Here is a 20,417-nt window from a genome sequence, read left to right on the forward strand (position 1 = left end):
AAGGCCCCCGCCCCTGAGGCGCCCCTGAGGGCAATCGCCCCCCGACGCAACCGTCCCCGACCCCCACCTCCCTGCGGCCGGTGGCCTTACGGGAGTCGGGTGATCGGGGACGGAAGGTGCGGTGTGGTGCGGTGTGCCGGACAGGTCAGCCCAGCAGGCCGCCGAGGGTGCTGCCGTGGCCGGAGTCGCCGCCGGGGGTACCGGAGCTGGAGCTGCCGGTCGTGCCGCCGCCGGTGCCGCCCGAGCCGCTCGGCGACTGGGTGCGGCCGGGCGACCGGGTCGGCGCCGACTGCTGCGGGGCGCTGGTCGTCGCGCCGGGCCGGCGGGCCGAGCCGCCGGTGCGGCCGCCCGTCGACGGGGTGCCGGCGGACGAGGCCGACGGCGTGCCGGGCCGGTGCGGCTTGTGGGAGGCGCCGGTGGCCGGGCCGCCGGGACGGCCGGGGAGGCGGTGGCCGGGGCGGGCGGCGTGGTGGCCGGGGTGCGGCAGCGGGGAGCCGGGGAGGTTGTTGATCGCGGGCTCGCCGGGCCGGGGCACCGTCGGCACCCGCGCGGTCCGTACGGCGCCGCCCAGCAGGGAGCCGATGAGCAGGGTCAGACCGGCCACCACCGCGGTCATCACGGCGCCGCGGCGCAGGACCCGGCGGCGCAGCGCGCCGACCTCGACGCGCGGGCCCAGCCGCCGCCACGCCTCGCCGGCCAGCCGGGCGTCCATGGAGTAGACGGGGGCGCCCGCGATGATCAGCGGGCTCCAGGCGGCGAGGTAGATGATGTCGGGGGCGTCGTAGGCGGGGACGGTGCGCCAGCTGACGGTCATCAGCAGCGCCGCGGAGAGCAGCGCGCCGAACATGGCGGCGACCCGCTGCCACAGTCCGCAGATGGTCAGCACGCCCACCACGACCTGGAGGAACGCCACCGTCAGGCCGGCGCCGACCGGGTGCGCGACCGCGAAGTCCCGCAGCGGAAGGGTCAGTTCCCAGGGGTGGAGGGAGAGCAGCCAGGTGACCATCGAGCCGCGCTGGCCGCCGTCGAAGTAGACGGGGTCGCAGAGCTTGCCCATGCCGGCGTAGACGGAGATCAGCCCGAGGAAGATCCGCAGCGGGAGGAGGACGACGCCGAGGTTCATCCGGCGGCCGGGGTAGTAGGCGTGCCGGACGGTGTCGCCGCCGCGGCGCCGGACCGCGGTGTCGTAGGGCTCGCGGTCCTCGAACCGGCCGTCGTCCCCCCGGCCGTCCTCGTCGTACCGCTGGCCGGGGAGCCGGGCGGAGACGGCGCGGAAGCCGCGCGGCAGGGTGTCCTCGACGTCGACGGGGCCGCGCTGGCCGACGACGGTCGAGGCGGGGCCGGGGGCGTCGCCGAGCCGGACGCGGGGCAGGACCTGGGTCGTGCCGACGTCCTCGGCCGGGCCGCGGTCCAGGCCCTGGCTGGCGTCGCGCACCGCGTGCAGGAGCTGGGTGGTGGCGCCGGCGGTGCCGCCTGGTTCGGTGCGGCCGCTCCAGACCACGGGCGTGCGGCGTCTGGGCGGCGATCCCCTGAGGGCGGGGACGCGCGTGGTCTCGGCCAGGGTGCCGGCGGCCACGGGAGCGGCGAGCTGTACGCGGAAGCTGGCGTGGTTGACGATGACCTGCGCGGGATCGCACGGCACCTTGACCGAGCTCAGGACCGGCTCGTCGTCGAAGGTCGACGACGAGCGTCCCCCCGTAGGCGTGCGGGGTGTTCTGGTGTCCACGCTCATCTAACCGAGTGACCCGCGGTTAAGACACTGCCTTGACCGGCCCGATCTGTCCGAGACCCGTCAAAAGATCACGTGATACGGCGGAGACACACGGAGCGTCATGCTGTGCCCCCTGGGCCGGGCGCCCGGCCCAGGGGCGGCGGCCGGGAACGCCCGGCGGCCTCGGTCAGCCGCGGCGGCGCGCCGCCTCCCACAGGACGACACCGGCCGCGACACCGGCGTTCAGCGACTCCGCGCCGCCCGGCATCGGGATCCGCACGCGCAGGTCGCAGGTCTCGCCGACCAGCCGCGACAGGCCCTTGCCCTCGCTGCCGACGACGATCACGACCGGACCGTCCAGGGCCGCCAGGTCCTGCAGCTCCACCTCGCCGTCCGCGGCCAGGCCGACCACCGTCATCCCGGCCTTCTGGTACGTCTCCAGGGCCCGGGTCAGGTTGGTGGCCCGGGCGACCGGCGTACGGGCCGCGGTGCCCGCGGAGGTCTTCCAGGCGCCGGCCGTCATCCCGGCGGCGCGGCGCTCCGGCACGACGACGCCGTGGCCGCCGAAGGCCGAGACGGAGCGGACGACGGCGCCGAGGTTGCGCGGGTCGGTCACGCCGTCCAGCGCGACGATCAGCGGGTCCTCGCCGGCGTCGAGGGCGGCGGCCGAGAGGTCCTCGGGGTGCGCGTACTCGTACGGCGGGATCTGGGCGACCAGGCCCTGGTGGTTGAGGCCGTTGGTCATCCGGTCCAGCTCGGCGCGCGGCGCCTCCAGGAGGTTCAGCCCGAGCTCGGTGGCGAGCTGGAGCGCCTCGCGCACCCGCTCGTCGTTGTCGATGAACTGCTGCACGTACAGGGTGGTCGCGGGGACGCCCTCGCGCAGCGCCTCGACGACCGGGTTGCGGCCGACGACCAGCTCCGCGGTGCCCTTGGCGCCGCCGCGCCGCGGGGCGGGCCGGCGGTGCGCGGCCTGCTTGGCCTGGGCGTTGGCGACGCGGTTCTTGACGTGCCCCTTGCGGGCGGACGCGGGCGGGGTCGGGCCCTTGCCCTCCAGGGACCGGCGCCGCTTACCGCCACTGCCGACCTGAGCGCCCTTCTTGTTCGACGTGCGGCGGTTCCTGCGCTGGCTGTTGCCGGCCATGGGTCACCTGTTTCTTCACTGCTCTCGACGTCTCGCGACGTGGAGTGGGTACGTACGTATGGATTGAGTGTCGCCCGCAGCCACCGGGAAGGGCGAATCCGGCTGGTGGCCGGGGGTGCGGCCGGTCCCCGGGGCGGGCCCCGGGGCCGGGCTCAGGACAGCGACCAGCGCGGGCCGGACGGGGTGTCCTCGATGTTCAGGCCGGACTGCTGGAGCTGGTCGCGGATGGCGTCGGCGGTGGCGTAGTCCTTGCGGGCCCGGGCGCTCTGCCGCTGTTCCAGGACGAGGCGGACGAGGGAGTCCACGACGCCGTGCAGGTCGGCGCCGCGGTCCGCGCCGCCGCCCGACCAGCGCGCGTCGAGCGGGTCCAGGCCGAGCACCCCGAGCATCGCCCGCACCTCGGCGAGCCGGGCCACCGCGGCCTCCTTGTCGTCGGCGGTCAGCGCGGAGTTGCCCTGCCGGACGGTGGTGTGCACGATCGCCAGCGCCTGCGGGACGCCCAGGTCGTCGTCCATCGCCTCGGCGAAGGCCGGCGGCACGTCGGCCGCGGGCTCGACGGCCTTCCCGGCCATCTCCACGACGCGCTGGACGAAGCCCTCGATCCGGGCGAACGCCGACTCGGCCTCGCGCAGCGCCTCCTCGCTGTACTCGATCATCGAGCGGTAGTGCGGGGTGCCGAGGTAGTAGCGCAGCACGATCGGGCGCCAGCGCTTGACCATCTCCGAGACCAGTACGGAGTTGCCCAGCGACTTGGACATCTTCTCGCCGCTCATGGTCACCCAGGCGTTGTGCGACCAGTACCGGGCGAAGTCGTCGCCGTACGCCTTGGCCTGCGCGATCTCGTTCTCGTGGTGCGGGAAGACGAGGTCGACGCCGCCGCCGTGGATGTCGAAGGCGGTGCCCAGGTACTTGTGGGCCATCGCGGAGCACTCCAGGTGCCAGCCGGGGCGGCCGCGGCCCCAGGGGGTCTCCCAGCTGGGCTCGCCCTCCTTGGCCGCCTTCCACATGGCGAAGTCGCGCGGGTCCCGCTTGCCGGTCTCGCCCTCGGCGGACGGCTGGAGGAGGTTGGCCAACTCCTGGTTGGAGAGCTGGAGATACTCCGGGAAGGAGCGCACGTCGAAGTAGACGTTGCCGTCGGCGGCGTAGGCGTGGCCGCGCTCGATCAGGCCGCGCATCATCTCGATCATCTCGGGGATGTGGCCGGTGGCGCGCGGTTCGTAGGTGGGACGCAGGCAGCCGAGGGTGTCGTAGGCCGTGTTGAAGGCGACCTCGTTCTCGTAGCCGATCGACCACCACGGGCGGCCCTGCTCGACCGACTTCTGGATGATCTTGTCGTCGATGTCGGTGACGTTGCGGACGAACGTCACGTCGTAGCCGCGGTGGGCGAACCAGCGGCGCATGATGTCGAAGTTCAGTCCGGACCGGATGTGCCCGATGTGCGGAGCGGCCTGCACGGTCGCACCACAGAGGTAGATCGAGACACAGCCCGGCCGGAGCGGGGTGAAATCGCGAATCTTCCGGGCGCTGGTGTCGTACAGGCGAATTGTCACGGGACCAGGGTAGTCGGAACGCGGCGGTGCCCCGTGCCCTGTGGAGCACGGGGACACGGAAGCGTCGCGGCCGCCCGGTTCGCCACTTGATTCGTATGGATTCCTCCCGGACGGCGGGGTTCCGCCGCCCGGGGCGGAGGCTCAGATGCGGCCGAGCACCTTCCGCGGGGTGATCCGGACCACGACGCGCTCGGCGTCGTCGGCCGCGGCGGCGTTGAACTCCGCGTAGCGCTTGCCGGTGTACTTCAGCGACAGCTCGTCGATCAGCTCCTGGCCGCCCTCGGTGCTGAGGGTGGCCTCGCCGCGGATCTCGGCGTAGCTGTACGGCGCGTCGAAGGGCTGGAGGACGATCGAGACCCGGGGGTCGCGGCGGAGGTTCTTCTCCTTGCGCCGGCCGACGGTCGTCGAGAACAGCAGGTCGTCGCCGTCCCGCTTCACCCAGACCGGGGAGAGCTGGGGGCTGCCGTCCGGCTGGATCGTCCCCACCGTCACGAAGACCGGGGAGTCGAGCAGCCCCTTGAGTTTGTCGGAGAGCGTTGCAGTCACGAAGGATCCTTCCCGCGGGCCGAACCGATGGCTTCCGATGGAGACGAGTACCCGATTTCCCGGCCAACGCCCTTGTGGCGCCCGGCATTCCCGCGCGGTGCGGCCAATCGGCGGAACGCACCGTTCCGGCCCGCCCGGCCCGCTCAGGCGGTGCGCACCACCAGGGCGGTGGCGATCGCGGCCAGCCCCTCGGCGCGGCCGGTCAGCCCCAGCCCGTCCGTCGTGGTGCCGGAGACCGAGACCGGCGCCCCGACGGCCGCCGACAGCGCCCGCTGCGCCTCGGCCCGGCGCTTGCCGACCTTCGGGCGGACGCCGATGACCTGCACCGCGACGTTGCCGATGGCGAAGCCCTCGGCCCGGACGATCCGTGCCGCCTCGGCCAGCAGCGTCACCCCGGAGGCGCCGGACCACTCCGGACGGGAGGTGCCGAAGTGCGCGCCGAGGTCGCCGATGCCGGCCGCGGAGAACAGCGCGTCGCAGGCGGCGTGCGCGGCCACGTCGCCGTCGCTGTGCCCGGCCAGGCCGTAGCCGTCGCTCTCCGCGGCGTCCCAGAGCAGCCCGGCGCACCACAGCTCGCGCCCCTGTTCAAACGCGTGCACGTCGGTGCCGACCCCGACGAGGGGGATACCGGGCAGCGCGGGAACGGGCTGCGCGGACGGGTCAGACATAGCCATCGGTGGCCCTCCTCCGGGCGAGTACAGCCTCGGCCAGGACGAGGTCCAGCGGCCGGGTCACCTTGAACGCCTCCTCGTGGCCCGGGACGAGCACCACCGGCTCCCCGAGCCGTTCCACCAGTCCGGCGTCGTCGGTGGCGCCCTCGCCCTCCACGACGGCCTGGTGCGCCTTCAGCAGCGTCGGCAGGTCGAAGCCCTGCGGGGTCTGCACGGCGCGCAGCTGCGAGCGCTCCGGGGTGCCGACCACCGGCTCCGGGGTGCCCTGGGGCCGCGGTTCGACCTGCTTGACGGTGTCGGTCACCGGCAGAGCAGGGACCACGGCCGGGGCGCCGGCGCGGACCGCCTCGATGACCGCGTCCACGGTCTCGACCGGCACCAGCGGGCGGGCCGCGTCGTGGACCAGCACCACGTCGATGCCGTCCGGCAGCGCGGCGAGCCCGAGCCGGACCGACTCCTGGCGGGTGGCGCCGCCGGGGACCACGGTCAGCTCGGTGCGGTCCGCGAGCGGGTGGGCGTCGAGCAGGTGGCGCACCTCGTCGGCGCCGTCCGGCGGGGCGACCACGACGAGGTGCGTGACGGCGCGCGAGGCGGCCATCGCGCGGACCGCGTGGACCAGCATCGGGGTGCCGCCGAGCGTGCGCAGCGCCTTGGGGGTGCCGGGACCGAGCCGGACGCCGCGGCCGGCGGCGGGGATCACCGCCGCGGTACGCGCCGGGGTACGGGCCGGGGGGACAGGATCTGACATCGATGGCTCCGGAGTCCGGGCGAGCCCGGAATTGGGGCAGACAGGTTTGTTTCCTCGGGCGAGGTGGGTATGGCCTGGGGAGTGCCGGGCGTCACGCCTTGACCGGAACCCTTCCGTGACGCCGGTCGGGGCAGCAGCCCGAGCCCGGCACGCCACCGAAGGCTTCCCCGCTCGTCGAGTGCGTCGAGTCCGGGGAGGGTCCGGCGGGCTTCAGCGAGCTTCAGCTTCAGGGACGAAGCTGCCGCCGGCTCGGTGCCCGGCCGTCCCCCGCACCATCCGCAGACATGCCACCAGATATGCCGCAGCGCCCGGCAACAGACCATCCGCTTCGGGAGGCGGTCGTCATCGGGCACCGCGGCATTGCTGCGTTGCTGCTGCGTCGTCGCTGTGGCTCGGCGCAGTCGGCGTGCGCGTCGTCAGGACGCGAGGACCTCGTCGAGCAGGGCCTCGGCCTTGTCCTCGTTGGTGTTCTCCGCGAGGGCGAGCTCGCTCACCAGGATCTGGCGGGCCTTGGCGAGCATCCGCTTCTCGCCGGCGGAGAGGCCGCGCTCGCGCTCACGCCGCCACAGGTCGCGCACGACCTCGGCGACCTTGATCACGTCGCCGGAGGCGAGCTTCTCGAGATTTGCCTTGTAGCGACGGGACCAGTTCGTAGGCTCCTCGGCATACGGTGCGCGCAGCACCTCGAAGACCCGGTCCAGCCCGTCCTGACCAACCACATCGCGTACGCCGACGAACTCCGCGTTGTCCGCTGGCACACGAACAGTCAAGTCGCCCTGGGCGACCTTCAGCACCAAGTAGGTCTTGTCCACGCCTTTGATCTGGCGAGTTTCGATGGCCTCGATCAGCGCGGCCCCGTGATGGGGATAGACCACGGTGTCGCCAACCTTGAACGTCATGTGACAGGTACCCCTTCCGTGGCTATCCATGCTAACACGGGAACGGGCCGTTCTGAATGGCGTTTTCGCAGGTCAGGGCATATCTCGGGGCTTGACAACAGCGCCCGTGACGTGCTTCGAAGGGGCCCGCGGCGCAGGTATTCGCAGGTCGGAGGCGCTTCTCGGGCACCCGGAATGCCGCCCGCCGCACACCGGAATCGCAATGATCAATGAGCCTAACGTCCCGGTTTGCACCGATCCGCATGAGCGAGTTCCGCTACTCCGTTCGGACGCTTGGGGCGACTCGGGCGCGATTCCCGGAATTGATCAACACTCCCGCGCTCCGGCATGTGATCAATTTCGGGCGGCATGTGCATTCCTTGTGAATACCGCTTTTCACCGGGGGAAACACCCTGGCCACCACTCGAACAGGCGCGTGCCGAATATGCCTCCCGGTTCTCCGGAGATCGACGACGGGATCCGCGGCGAGTTCCGGGACGAGATCGACGACGAGAGCGAAGCCGAGATCGATGCCGAGAACGGCGGCGAGATCGGCGCTGAGAACGGGGGCTGGAGCGGGGCCGGGATCGGGACGGGGACCGCGCTCCGGAAATCGTGTGCCGGAGTGTTCGGGCCGGCCGCCCGGCGGCCCCGCCGTGGGCGGACCGGTCCGGGCGGCGGGCGCGTGATCGCGCAGGGGGCGGGTCGGGTGCGGGACCGCGAGGACGGCTCGGTAACCTAGCGGCGCTGACCAACCCTTAGGGCGGCTTTACGTGCCCGTCGCCATGACGCGCACGCAGGGCCCGCCCCAGCCGTCCATCCGCGACCGGGCACGAAGTTCGGCCGCCGTAGCTCGTCAAGGAGATGCCGCCGCCGTGAGCCGCAGCCTTCGACGCGGCGTCCTCGCCGCCACCGTCCTCTCGCTCTCGATCGCCACCCTGTCCGCGTGCGCGGCCGGGAACGACGCCCAGACGCTGGAGGTCAAGCCGGACAACGCCGAGATCAGCGTCGGCGCCATCAAGGTCCAGAACGCCAACGTCGTCACCCAGCCCGACGTCAACGCCAAGGGGCCGGCCGCGATCACCGCGACGGTGTTCAACTCCGGCGACAAGGACCAGCAGTTGACCGGGATCGCGCTCGACGGCACCGGCCAGTCGGCCAAGCTGTCGCCCGGCAAGATCACCGTGCCGGCCGGCGGGTCCGTCGTGATCGGCGGCAAGGGCAACGCCAGCGCCCTCCTGGAGAGCGGCCGGGAGGCCGTCCAGGACGGCAACGCCCAGCCGCTGACCTTCACCTTCAGCTCCACCGGCAAGGTGAAGCTGAGCGCCTTCGTCGTCCCGGCGAAGAACATCTTCGAGAGCTACGGTCCGTCGGTGACGCCGCAGCCGTCCACCTCCGCGAGCGGCAAGCCCTCGGAGTCGGGCAGCCCGTCGGGCTCGGCCTCCCCGTCGGGGTCGCCCTCGGAGTCGGCGCACGCCGGTCACTGACGCACGCACCACGCGAAGGGGCGCCCCGCCGGATGGAGGGGCGCCCCTTCGCGCACACCGGTCGCGCCGGCGGTCTACGGCTCGAACTTGTACCCCAGGCCGCGGACCGTCACCAGATAGCGCGGGGCGCCCGGGTCGGGCTCGATCTTGGCGCGCAGCCGCTTCACATGGACGTCGAGGGTCTTGGTGTCGCCCACGTAGTCGGCGCCCCAGACGCGGTCGATCAGCTGCATACGGGTCAGCACCCGGCCGGCGTTGCGCAGCAGCATCTCCAGGAGGTCGAACTCCTTGAGCGGCAGGTCCACCTTGCCGCCGGAGACCGTGACGACGTGGCGGTCCACGTCCATCCGGACCGGGCCGGCCTCCAGGGCCTGCGGGGTGACCTCCTCCGGCTCGCCGCGGCGGCGCAGCACCGCGCGGATCCGGGCGACCAGTTCGCGCGACGAGAAGGGCTTGGTGACGTAGTCGTCGGCCCCTATTTCGAGACCGACGACCTTGTCGATCTCGCTGTCCTTGGCGGTCACCATGATGACCGGGACGTTGGAGCGGCCGCGCAGCTGGCGGCAGACCTCGGTGCCGGGCAGGCCCGGCAGCATCAGGTCCAGCAGGACGAGGTCGGCGCCGTTGCGCTCGAACTCGTCCAGGCCGTCGGGGCCGGTGGCCGCCACGGCGACCTCGAAGCCCTCCTTGCGGAGCATGTACGACAGTGCGTCGCTGAACGATTCCTCGTCCTCGACGACGAGCACTCGGGTCACGGAAGGACCTCCGGGGCTGGGTGAGCTGGGAGCGGATCGTTGAAGGTCTCGTACGGGCGGTCCTCGTCGTCGAGGCCCTCGGGGGTGAGGTCCGGGCGCCGCTCGCGGTTGCGTACGACTCCGGTTTCCGGGAGACGCAGGGTGAAGGTGGAGCCCTGTCCCTCAGCGCTCCACACCGTGACCTCCCCGCCGTGCGAGGCGGCCACGTGCTTGACGATGGCGAGGCCGAGGCCGGTCCCACCGGTGGCGCGGGAGCGCGCCGGGTCCACACGGTAGAACCGCTCGAAGATGCGGTCGCGGTCCTTCTCGGATATCCCGATGCCCTGGTCGGTGACCGCGATCTCGACGAGGTCGCCGCCGGGCGCAGGGACCCGGCGGCCCGCGATCCCGACCCGGGTGCGGGCCGGGGAGTAGTTGACGGCGTTCTCGACGAGGTTGCCCAGGGCGGCGGCGAGCTGGCCACGGTTTCCCCAGACCGTGAGGTCGCCGGTGCCGCCGGCGGCGATGGTGATCTGCTTGGTGCCGGCCTGCTGGCGGCAGCGGTCGACCGCCTCGGCGACCAGCTCGTCGACCGGGACGGACTCGGAGTCCTCCAGCGGGTCGTCGTTCTGCACCCGGGAGAGGTCGATGAGCTCCTGGACGAGGTTGGTCAGGCGGGTGGCCTCGTTCTGCATGCGGCCGGCGAAGCGGGTGACGGCCTCGGGGTCGTCGCTGGCGTCCATCACGGCCTCGGACAGCAGCGAGAGGGCGCCGACGGGGGTCTTGAGCTCATGGCTGACGTTGGCGACGAAGTCCCGGCGGACCGCCTCGATGCGGCGGGCCTCGGTGAGATCCTCGACCAGCAGCAGGACCAGCCGGGAGCCGAGCGGGGCGACCCGGGCGGAGACCGCGAGGGCGTCGCCGCGGCCGGTGCCGCGCCGGGGCAGGTCCAGTTCCACCTGGCGTATCTCGCCGTCCCGGCGGGTGTCGCGGGCCATCTGGAGCATCGGCTCGACGGCGAGCCGGCCGCCGCGGACCAGCCCGAGGGCGTACGCCGCGGAGCTGGCCTTGACCACCGTGTCGGCCTCGTCGAGGACGACGGCGGAGGAGCGCAGCACGGACAGGACGGTGTCGACACCGGGCGGCAGGACCGCCTCGGTGTGCAGGGACGTACGGGTGGGCTTGGCCTGGTCCCGCTCGCTCCAGCGGAACGCCAGCATGGCGAAGACGCCGGTGCAGAGCCCGGCGATCGCTGCCATCGCGGCGACGGCCGCGTCCACGTTCATGAATCCAGAGTATGTGCCGGGTCCGACACTCCCCCAGCGCTCGGAGCCGCTGCTCGGACACCCTTCGCCCAGAGTTCACCGGGACGTCGGGGACGGTTCACCGATCGCGCGGGCGGGACCGGGCGGGAGCCCTGGCGGCCGCGGCGGCGACTCCCAGAGTTCACCTTCAGGACGGTGGCGGTTCACCCCGGATGGGACCGCAGGTCGCGATCCGGCCGCACATTGAGAGGGCGGGGACCGGCCGCGGCCGGTCCGTGGGAGCGTGGGCGCAACGGCCACCTCCCACTCCGCACCGCACACCACCCCCCACGAGCCACGAAGCCCCCCGAACCGCCGGAACCCCCCGGAAGCACTCGGAACCATCGAAGCGAGAGAAGGTCACTGATGCGGGACGCGTACCACGAGGAGCTGGACTCGATCAGCGAGGGCCTGGTCGAGATGGCCCGGCTCGTCGGCTCCGCGATCGGGCGCGCCACCACGGCGATACTCGACGCGGATCTGAAGCTGGCCGAAAACGTCATCGCCGCCGACGAGAAGGTCGACGACCTCCAGCGCGACCTGGAGGCGCGGGCCATCGCCCTGCTCGCCCGCCAGCAGCCGGTGGCCACCGATCTGCGGATCGTCGTCACGTCCCTGCGGATGAGCGCCGACCTGGAGCGCTCCGGCGACCTGGCCCAGCACGTCGCCAAGCTGGCCCGGCTGCGCTTCCCGGAGCGGGCGGTGCCCCGCGACCTGCACGCCACCATCCTGGAGATGGGGCAGCTGGCGCAGCGCCTGATGGCCAAGGCCGGCGAGGTCATCATCACCAAGGACGTCGATCTCGCGCTGCAGCTGGAGCAGGACGACGACGCCATGGACCTGCTCCACCGCACGCTCTTCCAGCACCTGATGGACGACCGCTGGAAGCACGGCATCGAGACGGCCGTGGACGTGACGCTGCTGGGCCGCTACTACGAGCGGTTCGCGGACCACGCGGTGTCCGTGGCCAAGCGCGTCGTCTACCTCGTGACCGGCGAGCACGCCGACGAGATCACCACGTCGGCGACGGTGGAGGGCGCGTAACGTGCGCCCACGCGCCGTTGACGCGCCTGCGCACCCGGGCTTGCAATAAGCACCAGGTGACCCCTAGGAGGCAAATCAATGGCACTCACGGCGGACTCCCCGAACCCCACGTCCCAGGCCGAGCCGACGGCTGCCGGTCGGCCGCTGCTCCCGTTGCTCAGCGGATGCACTTGCGGACCAGGCTGCAGCTGCGGCTGCCAGTCGGGCGGCCCGTGCCAGTGCGGCGGCAACTGCTGACGAGCGGCTCCCACCGCGGCCCGACGGCCCGGTGACAACGCGGCCCCGGCCCGCCGATCGCCCTGATCGGCAGGCCGGGGCCGCGGTCGTCCTCCCGGCGGGGGGCGGGCCCGGCCGGGGCGGGCTGCGTTACTTCTTCTTGCCCTGGTTCTTCACGGCCTCGATGGCGGCCTTGGCGGCCTCCGGGTCGAGGTAGGTGCCGCCGGGGTTGACGGGGCGGAAGTCGGCGTCGAGCTCGTAGGAGAGCGGGATGCCGGTGGGGATGTTCAGGCCGGCGATGTCCGCGTCGGAGATCTGGTCGAGGTGCTTGACCAGGGCGCGGAGGCTGTTGCCGTGGGCGGCGACCAGCACCGTGCGGCCGGCGACCAGGTCCGGGACGATGCCGTCGTACCAGTACGGGAGCATGCGGACGACGACGTCCTTGAGGCACTCGGTCCTCGGGCGCAGCTCCGGCGGGATCGAGGCGTAGCGCGGGTCGTCGCTCTGGGAGAACTCGGTGCCGTCCTCAAGGGCGGGCGGCGGGGTGTCGTAGGAGCGGCGCCAGAGCATGAACTGCTCCTCGCCGAACTCGGCCAGGGTCTGCGCCTTGTCCTTGCCCTGGAGCGCGCCGTAGTGGCGCTCGTTGAGCCGCCAGGTGCGGTGGACCGGGATCCAGTGGCGGTCGGCGGACTCCAGGGCCAGCTGCGCGGTGCGGATGGCGCGCTTCTGGAGGGAGGTGTGCACGACGTCGGGGAGCAGGCCGGCCTCCTTGAGCAGCTCTCCGCCGCGGACCGCCTCCTTCTCGCCCTTCTCGTTGAGGTTGACGTCCACCCAGCCGGTGAACAGGTTCTTCGCGTTCCACTCGCTCTCGCCGTGGCGGAGCAGGATCAGCTTGTACGGTGCGGTGGCCATGCCGTCGAGCGTAATCGACGCCGGGTGGTGGCCCTGCGCGCGGCTGCCACCTGCGCGGACGAGGGTGCGGGCGGGCCGCTGACGATTGACGTTTCCGGTCAATTCGGTGGCCGGCCGCCCCCTTGGTTTGTAGGTTGCGTCTGGCGCTTTCGGCACTTACCGCGTCCCGGCGCCGTCACCGCAGCACGCCCGCCCGTCCGTCCGACGGGCGCGGCCCGGCATCCAGGGGGAAATGTCATGTCCGCGCCCGTCAGCGAGCCCCGGCCCGGGGGCCTGTCCCGAATCCGGCGGGCCGCCGTGGAGAGCGTCTCCGGTCTGCCCCGGCAGTTCTGGTGGCTGTGGACCAGCACGCTGGTCAACCGGCTGGGGTCGTTCGTCGCCACGTTCCTGGCCCTCTATCTCACCGTCGAGCGCGGCTACTCCGCCTCGTACGCGGGCCTGGTCGGCGCGCTGTACGGGCTGGGCGGGGTGATCTCCTCGGTGGGCGCGGGGGTGCTCACCGACCGGCTCGGGCGGCGGCCGACGATGCTGATCGCGCAGCTGTCCACGGCGGCGTTCGTGGCGCTGCTGGGGTTCATGACCGATCCGGTGGCGATCGCCGTGGTGGCCGGTCTGGTCGGCATGGCGACGAACGCCTCGCGGCCGGCCGTGCAGGCGATGATGGCGGACATCGTCGCGCCCGAGGACCGCGTGCGCGCCTTCTCCCTGAACTACTGGGCGATCAACCTCGGCTTCGCCTTCTCCTCCACCGCCGCCGGCCTCATCGCCGAACACGGCTATCTGGCCCTCTTCCTGGGCGAGTCGGCGCTCGTGCTGGCCTGCGCGCTGGTGGTGTTCTGCAAGCTGCCGGAGTCCCGTCCGGAGGCGGGCGGGGCGGCGGACGCGCCGGCGGAGGCGGCCGGCGCCGCGCGGATCTCGATGCTGACCGTGCTGCGCGACGGCCGCTTCATGACCGTCGTCGGGCTCAACCTCCTGCTGGCGCTGCTGTTCCAGCAGGCGTACGTCTCGATGCCGGTGTCGATGGGGCGAGCCGGCTTCTCCAGCGCCGACTTCGGGGTGGTCATCGCGGCCAACGGCGTGCTGATCGTGCTGCTGCAGATCCCGGTCACCCGCTTCATCGAGCACCGCAGCCCGGCCGTGCTGCTGGTCGGTTCGGCGCTGCTGGCCGGCTACGGCTTCGGGATGACGGCGCTGGCCGGCTCGGTCGCCATGCACGTGGTCGCGGTCGCCGTCTGGACCCTCGGCGAGATCATCAACTCGCCCACGCAGATGGGCCTGGTGGTCCGTCTGTCGCCGCTGCACGGCCGCGGCCGCTACCAGGGGATGTACTCGCTGTCCTGGTCCGTCGCCTCGCTGGCCGCCCCGCTGCTGGGCGGCACGGTCATCGACCACTACGGCGCCGACGCCCTGTGGGCCGGCTGCGCGGTGGTCGGCACGGTGGCCGCGGCGGGCTACGGGCTGCTGCTGCGGAGGCTGCCCGGGCGGGCCCGCACCGAGGAGACCGCGGGCGCCGGGACCGAGCGGGCCGACGTGCCGTCGTCGACGACGCCACCGACGACGCCGACGACATCGGCGTGAGGCGTCAGTCCTCGGGGCGGTGCTCCGCGTCGTGCCGTGTCAGTCGTTCGAAGGCGGCCAGGTTGCGGGTGGATTCGCCGCGGGCGACGCGCCAGGCGTACTCCTTGCGGATCGCCGAGGCGAAGCCCATCTCCAGGAGGGTGTTGAAGCTGCCATCGGCGTTCTCCAGGACGGTGCCGAGGATCCGGTCCAGCTCGGCGGGGGTGACGGCGGCCAGCGGGAGCCGGCCGACGAGGTAGATGTCGCCGAGCTTGTCGAGCGCGTAACCGACGCCGTAGAGGCGGGTGTTGCGTTCGAGGAGCCAGCGGTGGACGGCCTCGTGGTTCTCGTCCGGGCGGCGGACGACGAAGGCGTTGATGGAGAGCGAGTGGCGGCCGACGACCAGCGAGCAGGTGGTGGAGAGCTTGCGGGTGCCGGGCAGCTTGACGACGTAGGTGCCCGCGGCCGGCGACTCCCAGTCGAGGTCCGCGTCCTTGAGGGTGCGCTCGATGACCGCACCGGCGTCCGCCGCCTGCCGCTCGCCCCCGGAGGGCCGCCGTTCCTCAGCCATGCAGCGATCGTAGGTGACGGCGGCGCTCCTGCATCGCGGCGGTGTAGACGTCGGCGGTCGCGGCGGCGGCGGTGTCCCAGCCGAAGGACTGGGCGTGCCGGGCCGCGGCGCCGCCCATCCGGGCCGCCAGCGACGGGTCGTCGAGGAAGCGGCGCAGCGCCCGGGCGTAGTCGGCCGGGTCGTGGCCGGCGACCAGGAAGCCGCTGACGCCGTCCCGCACGGCCACCGGCAGGCCGCCGACCGCGGCCGCGACGACCGGGGTGCCGCACGCCTGGGCCTCGATCGCGACCAGCCCGAACGACTCGCTGTACGAGGGCATGACCAGCACGGACGCGGCGCGGTACCAGTCGGCGAGCTGCTCCTGGCCGACCGGCGGATGGAACCGCACCAGATCGGCGATGCCCAGCCGGGCGGCCAGCTTCTGCAGGCCCTCCGGCTTGGCCAGACCACTGCCGCTGGGGCCGCCGACCACCGGGACCACCAGCCGGGAGCGCAGCGACGGGTCCGCGTCGACCAGCGCGGCGGCGGCGCGCAGCAGGACGTCGGGGGCCTTCAGCGGCTGTATGCGGCCTGCGAAGAGCGGTATGACCGCGTCCTGGGGCAGGCCGAGGCGGGACCGGGCGGCGGCCCGGCTGGCCGCGACGTCGTCCCCGGCGGCCCCGAGGGCCCCCGCGGCGCCGTCCGCCAGCGGCCGGAAGCGGTCCAGATTGACGCCGGGGTGGACCACCGCGACCTTGCCGGGGTCGGCGTCGTAGTGCCGGACCAGCTCGTCGGCCTCCTCGGCGGTGTTGGCTATCAGGCGGTCGGCGGCCTCGACGATCTGGGTCTCGCCGATGACCCGGGCGGCCGGCTCGGGGGTGTCGCCGGCGGCCAGCGCGGCGTTCTTCACCTTGGCCATGGTGTGCATGGCGTGCACGAGGGGGACCCGCCAGCGCTCCGCGGCCAGCCAGCCGACGTGGCCGGAGAGCCAGTAGTGGGAGTGGACGAGGTCGTAGTAGCCGGGGCGGTGGCCCGCCCATGCCTGCATCACGCCGTGGGTGAAGGCGCACAGCTGGGCCGGGAGTTCCTCCTTGGCCAGCCCCTCGTACGGGCCCGCGGCGACGTGCCGGACCAGGACGCCGGGGGCCAGCTCGACGCTGGGCGGCAGCGCGGCGGTGGTGGCCCGGGTGAAGATCTCCACCTCGGTGCCGAGTGCGGCGAGCTTGCGGGCCAGCTCGACGATGTAGACGTTCATCCCGCCGGCGTCGCCGGTGCCGGGCTGGTGCAGCGGGGAGGTGTGCACGCTGAGCATCGCCACCCGGCGGGGGCGGCGGGCCCCTCCGGGCAGGCGCAGCCGCGCCGGGCCCGCGAACTGGCCGCCCGTGCGCTTGGACAGCGCCGGCGGTCCCCCGTGCCGGCTGCGGAGCCTGGGCACATATTGGCTCACTGCGAGCTACCTCCTAGGCGGGCGGGCGGTGCGCCTCCGGTCCCCTGCAACAACCGCGGACCGGCATCCCTTCCCGTTCGGCCCGCCGCCTTCGAACTTTCTTCGTACTTTGCCAAAGCGTGATCCCGGGACGGAGAGCGGCCCTGGTCAGGGCACCGGGACGGCCCTTCCGCCGCGACCCCATACCCTCGATGCATGGCCCGCCGCTCCCCCGTTTCCGCCTCCCGCACCGCCGCGCCGCCGTCCCGGCCGGTCGGAAACGCCACCCGCGGCACCACCAACCCCAACCGGCTGCGCCGCATGGACCGCTGGATCGCCGCAGAGCACGCCGCGGAGCTGCGCCGCACCCCCGACCCGGTCGCCGTCGACCTCGGCTACGGCGCCGCCCCGTGGACCGCGGTGGAGCTGCTCGGGCGGCTGCGCACGGTGCGGCCGGACGCCCGGGTCGTCGGCGTCGAGATCGATCCGGCCCGGGTCGCCGCCGCCCTGCCGTACGCCGGCGCCGGGCTGGACTTCGTCCACGGCGGCTTCGAGGTGCCGCTGCCCGGCGGGCCCGGCCGCGCCCCGGTCCTCATCCGGGCCGCGAACGTGCTGCGCCAGTACGACGAGGACGAGGTCGCCGCCGTCTGGGCGCGGCTGTGTGCCCGGCTGGCGCCGGGCGGGCTGCTGGTCGAGGGCACCTGCGACGAGATCGGGCGGCGCCACGTCTGGGTCGCGCTGGGCCCCGAGGGCCCTCGCACGGTCACCTTCGCGGCCCGGCTCAGCTCCCTCGACACCCCGTCCGACCTGGCCGAACGGCTTCCCAAGGCGCTGATCCACCGCAATGTGCCGGGCGAGCCGGTGCATGCCTTCCTGCGCGACTTCGACCGCGCCTGGGCCGGCGCCGCGCCGCTCGGCGCGCTGGGCGCCCGGCAGCGGTGGCGCGCCGCCGTCGCCGCCCTCGCGGCAGACTGGCCGCTGGCCGGGGACCCGCGCCGGCGCCGCCAGGGCGAGGTCACGGTGCGGTGGGAGGCACTGGCCCCGCGCGGCGGCGCGACGATCTGAGCCCGCTGCCGTACGGCCGTACGGCGGGCAGGACTTCACGGACGGGCGGGACGGGCCGGACGCGCCGAACGCGCCCCTAGGACGCGCTGCCCGCCGGGACCGGTGTGGCGGCCGGCAGGGCGCGCAGCCGGGCCTCGGAGGGCGAGCCGGGCGGCGCGGTGTACGTCATCAGCACCTGGTCCGGGTCGGCGGCCAGCCGGAAGCTCTCGAAGGTGACGGTCAGCTCCCCGGCCTCCGGGTGCCGGATCCGCTTGGTGCCGCGCAGCCACTCGTACACCCCCTGCGCCGCCCACATCCGGCGGAACTCCGGGCTGCGGTCGAGGAGTTCGCCCACCACCTCGCAGATCCGCGGGTCGTCCGGGTGCCGGCCGCTGTCGGCGCGCAGATTGCCGACGACCTCCTCGGCCTTCCGCTCCCAGTCCGGGTACAGCTCGCGCGCCGCCGGTTCGAGGAAGACCAGCAGGGCGGTGTTCCGCCGCTCCGGCGCCAGCGCGCCGAGGTCGAAGGAGAGCCGGCCGCCGGCGTCGTTCCAGGCCAGGATGTCCAGGCCGCGGCCGAGCACCACGGCGGCGACGGACGGGTCCATGGCCGCCATCAGCTGCCGGACCTCCGGCCGCACGGTCTGCGCCGGCATCGGCCGGCAGCCGCCGGGGCCCACGGCGGTCCGGCGGCGCGGCACCGCGACGTTCCGCAGATACGTCAGCTCGCCGTCCGACAGCCGCAGGGCCCGCGCGATGGCGTCCAGGACGGAGTCGGAGACCGCGGGCGCCCGGCCCTGCTCGATCCGGGTGTAGTAGTCCACGCTGACGCCGGCGAGCCGGGCGACCTCCTCGCGCCGCAGCCCGCGCACCCGGCGGCGGCCGAAGCCGTCGGGCAGGCCGACCTCGGCCGGGTCGAGCGCGGCGCGGCGCGCCTTGAGGAAGGCACTGATCTCGATTTCCCCGTGGAGCATCACTCCAGTATGCGCCGGTCGGCGGAGGGCAGGATTCCGCGCGGCCGCTCAGCCGTCCCCGCCCGGCGTCCGGCCGGTCGCGTGCAGCGCGCCGAGCAGCGCCGTCACCAGGTCCCGGTCGCGCTCCTGGGTGAGCAGGGCGCGGGCCGCGGCCGGCGGCAGCCACAGGACGCGGTCCACCTCCTTGTTGGGGATGAACCCGCCGCCGGTGGCCTCGGCCGCCCAGTAGCGGACCTCCTTGGGGCGGCCGCCGACCTCGTAGCGGACGGTGGGGAGTTCCGGGCCCGGCTCGCAGGTGGTGCCGGTCTCCTCCAGCACCTCGCGCAGCGCGCCCCGGCGTGGGTCCTCCCGCGGCTTCAGCTTGCCCTTGGGGTGCGACCAGTCGTCCCACTTCGGCCGGTGCACCAGGGCCAGCTCGATGCCGTCGCCGCGGCGCGCCGGGCGCCACAGTACGCAGCCCGCCGCCCGGATCGGTCCGGTCGCCGGCGTCCGGCCGGCGACCGCTGCGCCGTCCTTGCGGCCGTCCCCGCCGGTGTCCTTGCCGCCCGTCGTCCTGCCCATCGTTCCCCCTGCTCTCCCGTCTCCCTCGCCTCTCCCGCTTCTCCCTCGGCTCCCTCGTTCATCCGTGGAGCGCTCGCTCGGTCATCCGGAGCGCTCGGCCGACGGGCCCGGCAGCCACACCCGTCCGAAGGCGTAGCGGGCCGCCTCGACCTCGTGCCGCTGGTCGGCGTGGAGCACGCCCAGCGCGTACGCGGTGGCCGGCGCGATCCGGGGCGTACGGGCCGCGGCGGCGGCAGCGGCGGCGGCCTCGGCGGCGTCGCGGTGCTGCGCGAGGGCCCGCCCGGACGCGGTCAGCCGGGGGTCGAGCGCGTCCGGGGCGACCACCTCCTGGCCGTAGTGGCTCAGCCGGATCAGCTGCCGGACCTGGTGCCAGGGCACGTCCTGGTGCGGGTCCGCGGCGAGCGCGGCGGCGTTGTACGGGTGGCCGGCGCGGGCCAGCGGCAGGGTGGCGACCGCCTCGGCGAGCCGGCGGTGCGCCTGCTCGGCGAGCGGCGGCAGCGCGTCCGCGGCGGACAGCTCGGCGGCCCGGCGGGCCAGCGGCGCCTCGGAGGCCAGCACCGCGACCGCGTCCGCGACGGCGTGGAAGCGGGACGAGCCGAGCGCCTGGAGCGCGGCGGAGTGGGCGCGCGTCCGGGCGAGGGTGAGCTGCCGGTCGAGCAGCGCGCCGGCCCGCGCCGCGCCGACGGCCAGCGCGCTCTCCTCGTCCGGCTCGGCGGCGGTGGCCGCCGCCGTGGCGGTGGCGGCCGGGCGGGCGTCCCGGGCGCTGCGGCCGCCGCCCCGGGCGCCCCGGCCGCCCCGCTCCGCCGGCCGTTCGCTCCGCTCGCCCCGCCCGGTCAGCCGCTGCAGCGCCGCCATCAGCCGGTCGCGGCGCGCCGCGCACGCCTGCTCACGGGCCAGCGTGCCGCTCAACCAGCCCAGTTCGGTGCGGAGTTGATCGGCCCAGACCTCTTCGGTCAGCGGCCGGAAGGTGTAGAGCGTGGCGCTGATCCGGCGGGCGGCGCGGCGCAGCTGCCGGGCCGCCTCGCCCGCGCCCGCCGCGTCCGGCCCCGCCTCCCGGTGGAGCCGCAGACTGCGCAGGAAGTCCGTGGAGTGCCGGTGCAGATACCCGGCCAGCACCTCTTCGGCCGTCCGCCCGGCGAGCCCGGGCCCGGCACCGCCGCCCCCGTACGCCGCCCCGTCGGCGGCCTCCCCGCTCCGCGCCCCGTACGGACCCCCGTCCGTCCCGTGCAGCGCCTCCCCGTAGACCCCGTCCCCGTACACACCGTCCCCCGGCCCGTCCACCACTGCGGCGCAGGCCCCCGGCGCGCGGCCGGGCTCGTATCCGATTGCGCTTCCGATTCCGCTTCCCGTGCCGGTGCTGAGGA

Annotated in this window: 20 protein-coding genes; 5 read left to right on the plus strand and 15 right to left on the minus strand. The window is 73.9% G+C overall.

From position 1 onward, the window contains the following. Positions 1 to 145: 145 nt before the first annotated feature. The 7 genes from B073_RS0121305 to B073_RS0121335 all read right to left on the minus strand — a co-directional run bounded on the left by B073_RS0121305 (position 146) and on the right by B073_RS0121335 (position 7,266). Entirely contained in the window at positions 146 to 1,732 is a 1,587-nt protein-coding gene (locus tag B073_RS0121305; RefSeq protein WP_026247583.1) for a DoxX family protein, read from the minus strand. 166 nt (positions 1,733 to 1,898) lie between these two features. Continuing rightward, positions 1,899 to 2,852: a 23S rRNA (guanosine(2251)-2'-O)-methyltransferase RlmB gene (rlmB, locus tag B073_RS0121310; RefSeq protein ID WP_018540114.1), complete on the minus strand. Its 954-nt coding sequence runs from the start codon at positions 2,850 to 2,852 to the stop codon at positions 1,899 to 1,901. Positions 2,853 to 3,004: 152 nt separating this feature from the next. Then, positions 3,005 to 4,402 carry a cysteine--tRNA ligase gene (cysS, locus tag B073_RS0121315; protein WP_026247584.1) on the minus strand — a complete coding sequence of 466 codons (1,398 nt, stop codon included), beginning with the start codon at positions 4,400 to 4,402 and terminating at the stop codon, positions 3,005 to 3,007. 141 nt (positions 4,403 to 4,543) lie between these two features. Further along, complete coding sequence (locus B073_RS0121320) at positions 4,544 to 4,948, minus strand: PPOX class F420-dependent oxidoreductase (protein WP_018540116.1); 405 nt, start codon at positions 4,946 to 4,948, stop codon at positions 4,544 to 4,546. A gap of 143 nt (positions 4,949 to 5,091) precedes the next feature. Then, positions 5,092 to 5,622: a 2-C-methyl-D-erythritol 2,4-cyclodiphosphate synthase gene (ispF, locus tag B073_RS0121325; RefSeq protein ID WP_106731918.1), complete on the minus strand. Its 531-nt coding sequence runs from the start codon at positions 5,620 to 5,622 to the stop codon at positions 5,092 to 5,094. After that, positions 5,609 to 6,367 carry a 2-C-methyl-D-erythritol 4-phosphate cytidylyltransferase gene (ispD, locus tag B073_RS0121330; RefSeq protein ID WP_018540118.1) on the minus strand — a complete coding sequence of 253 codons (759 nt, stop codon included), beginning with the start codon at positions 6,365 to 6,367 and terminating at the stop codon, positions 5,609 to 5,611. The genes ispF and ispD overlap by 14 nt, the downstream gene beginning before the upstream one ends. Positions 6,368 to 6,783: 416 nt before the next feature. Beyond that, complete coding sequence (locus B073_RS0121335; protein ID WP_003953493.1) at positions 6,784 to 7,266, minus strand: CarD family transcriptional regulator; 483 nt, start codon at positions 7,264 to 7,266, stop codon at positions 6,784 to 6,786. A 424-nt stretch (positions 7,267 to 7,690) separates the two neighbouring features. Here B073_RS0121335 and B073_RS0121340 point away from each other — a divergent pair, with 424 nt between their 5' ends. Next, complete coding sequence (locus B073_RS0121340; RefSeq protein WP_018540119.1) at positions 7,691 to 7,987, plus strand: hypothetical protein; 297 nt, start codon at positions 7,691 to 7,693, stop codon at positions 7,985 to 7,987. Between the two features lie 133 nt (positions 7,988 to 8,120). After that, positions 8,121 to 8,732: a hypothetical protein gene (locus tag B073_RS0121345; protein ID WP_018540120.1), complete on the plus strand. Its 612-nt coding sequence runs from the start codon at positions 8,121 to 8,123 to the stop codon at positions 8,730 to 8,732. Between the two features lie 74 nt (positions 8,733 to 8,806). On the opposite strand, the gene B073_RS0121350 is transcribed toward B073_RS0121345, so the two are convergent. Both B073_RS0121350 and B073_RS0121355 read right to left on the minus strand, forming a co-directional pair. Further along, positions 8,807 to 9,487 carry a response regulator transcription factor gene (locus B073_RS0121350; protein ID WP_018540121.1) on the minus strand — a complete coding sequence of 227 codons (681 nt, stop codon included), beginning with the start codon at positions 9,485 to 9,487 and terminating at the stop codon, positions 8,807 to 8,809. Then, positions 9,484 to 10,752, minus strand: coding sequence for a sensor histidine kinase (locus tag B073_RS0121355; protein ID WP_018540122.1), 1,269 nt, complete (start codon positions 10,750 to 10,752; stop codon positions 9,484 to 9,486). Before B073_RS0121355 ends, B073_RS0121350 begins: the two co-directional genes overlap by 4 nt. A gap of 384 nt (positions 10,753 to 11,136) precedes the next feature. Here B073_RS0121355 and phoU point away from each other — a divergent pair, with 384 nt between their 5' ends. After that, positions 11,137 to 11,814, plus strand: a complete 678-nt coding sequence (gene phoU, locus B073_RS0121360; RefSeq protein ID WP_018540123.1) for a phosphate signaling complex protein PhoU — start codon at positions 11,137 to 11,139, stop codon at positions 11,812 to 11,814. Between the two features lie 366 nt (positions 11,815 to 12,180). Here the strand turns inward: phoU and B073_RS0121365 are convergent, their stop codons facing one another. Then, complete coding sequence (locus tag B073_RS0121365; protein ID WP_018540124.1) at positions 12,181 to 12,942, minus strand: phosphoglyceromutase; 762 nt, start codon at positions 12,940 to 12,942, stop codon at positions 12,181 to 12,183. Positions 12,943 to 13,179: 237 nt separating this feature from the next. Between B073_RS0121365 and B073_RS0121370 the strand changes: the two genes are divergently transcribed. Further along, the gene (locus B073_RS0121370; protein ID WP_018540125.1) at positions 13,180 to 14,520 is read left to right on the plus strand and encodes an MDR family MFS transporter; all 1,341 of its coding nucleotides are present in this window, start codon (positions 13,180 to 13,182) and stop codon (positions 14,518 to 14,520) included. A 4-nt stretch (positions 14,521 to 14,524) separates the two neighbouring features. Here the strand turns inward: B073_RS0121370 and B073_RS0121375 are convergent, their stop codons facing one another. Next, positions 14,525 to 15,070 (minus strand): YbjN domain-containing protein, encoded by a 546-nt coding sequence (locus B073_RS0121375; RefSeq protein ID WP_018540126.1) that lies wholly within the window; start codon positions 15,068 to 15,070, stop codon positions 14,525 to 14,527. Next, positions 15,063 to 16,496, minus strand: a complete 1,434-nt coding sequence (gene mshA / locus B073_RS0121380) for a D-inositol-3-phosphate glycosyltransferase (protein ID WP_420706448.1) — start codon at positions 16,494 to 16,496, stop codon at positions 15,063 to 15,065. Before mshA ends, B073_RS0121375 begins: the two co-directional genes overlap by 8 nt. A 195-nt stretch (positions 16,497 to 16,691) precedes the next feature. Here mshA and B073_RS0121385 point away from each other — a divergent pair, with 195 nt between their 5' ends. Beyond that, positions 16,692 to 17,540 (plus strand): class I SAM-dependent methyltransferase, encoded by an 849-nt coding sequence (locus B073_RS0121385; protein WP_018540128.1) that lies wholly within the window; start codon positions 16,692 to 16,694, stop codon positions 17,538 to 17,540. A 76-nt stretch (positions 17,541 to 17,616) separates the two neighbouring features. On the opposite strand, the gene B073_RS0121390 is transcribed toward B073_RS0121385, so the two are convergent. From B073_RS0121390 to B073_RS0121400, 3 genes are all read right to left on the minus strand, one after another. Further along, positions 17,617 to 18,492 (minus strand): helix-turn-helix domain-containing protein, encoded by an 876-nt coding sequence (locus tag B073_RS0121390; RefSeq protein ID WP_018540129.1) that lies wholly within the window; start codon positions 18,490 to 18,492, stop codon positions 17,617 to 17,619. 48 nt (positions 18,493 to 18,540) lie between these two features. Beyond that, positions 18,541 to 19,053, minus strand: a complete 513-nt coding sequence (locus tag B073_RS0121395; protein ID WP_018540130.1) for an NUDIX hydrolase — start codon at positions 19,051 to 19,053, stop codon at positions 18,541 to 18,543. Positions 19,054 to 19,134: 81 nt separating this feature from the next. Continuing rightward, positions 19,135 to 20,313 (minus strand): CHAD domain-containing protein, encoded by a 1,179-nt coding sequence (locus tag B073_RS0121400; protein WP_018540131.1) that lies wholly within the window; start codon positions 20,311 to 20,313, stop codon positions 19,135 to 19,137. Positions 20,314 to 20,417 lie beyond the last annotated feature (104 nt).

This window comes from Streptomyces sp. MspMP-M5 (assembly GCF_000373585.1).
GTDB lineage: Bacteria > Actinomycetota > Actinomycetes > Streptomycetales > Streptomycetaceae > Streptomyces.

Coding starts and splice junctions, on each gene's coding strand:
- B073_RS0121370 (WP_018540125.1), top strand. CDS start 13,180: ATGTCCGCGCCCGTCAGCGAGCCCCGGCCCGGGGGCCTGTCCCGAATC.
- ispF (WP_106731918.1), bottom strand. CDS start 5,622: ATGGCTATGTCTGACCCGTCCGCGCAGCCCGTTCCCGCGCTGCCCGGT.
- ispD (WP_018540118.1), bottom strand. CDS start 6,367: ATGTCAGATCCTGTCCCCCCGGCCCGTACCCCGGCGCGTACCGCGGCG.
- B073_RS0121355 (WP_018540122.1), bottom strand. CDS start 10,752: ATGAACGTGGACGCGGCCGTCGCCGCGATGGCAGCGATCGCCGGGCTC.
- B073_RS0121340 (WP_018540119.1), top strand. CDS start 7,691: ATGCCTCCCGGTTCTCCGGAGATCGACGACGGGATCCGCGGCGAGTTC.
- B073_RS0121305 (WP_026247583.1), bottom strand. CDS start 1,732: ATGAGCGTGGACACCAGAACACCCCGCACGCCTACGGGGGGACGCTCG.
- B073_RS0121385 (WP_018540128.1), top strand. CDS start 16,692: ATGGCCCGCCGCTCCCCCGTTTCCGCCTCCCGCACCGCCGCGCCGCCG.
- rlmB (WP_018540114.1), bottom strand. CDS start 2,852: ATGGCCGGCAACAGCCAGCGCAGGAACCGCCGCACGTCGAACAAGAAG.
- B073_RS0121335 (WP_003953493.1), bottom strand. CDS start 7,266: ATGACGTTCAAGGTTGGCGACACCGTGGTCTATCCCCATCACGGGGCC.
- B073_RS0121390 (WP_018540129.1), bottom strand. CDS start 18,492: ATGCTCCACGGGGAAATCGAGATCAGTGCCTTCCTCAAGGCGCGCCGC.
- B073_RS0121395 (WP_018540130.1), bottom strand. CDS start 19,053: ATGGGCAGGACGACGGGCGGCAAGGACACCGGCGGGGACGGCCGCAAG.
- B073_RS0121365 (WP_018540124.1), bottom strand. CDS start 12,942: ATGGCCACCGCACCGTACAAGCTGATCCTGCTCCGCCACGGCGAGAGC.
- B073_RS0121375 (WP_018540126.1), bottom strand. CDS start 15,070: ATGGCTGAGGAACGGCGGCCCTCCGGGGGCGAGCGGCAGGCGGCGGAC.
- phoU (WP_018540123.1), top strand. CDS start 11,137: ATGCGGGACGCGTACCACGAGGAGCTGGACTCGATCAGCGAGGGCCTG.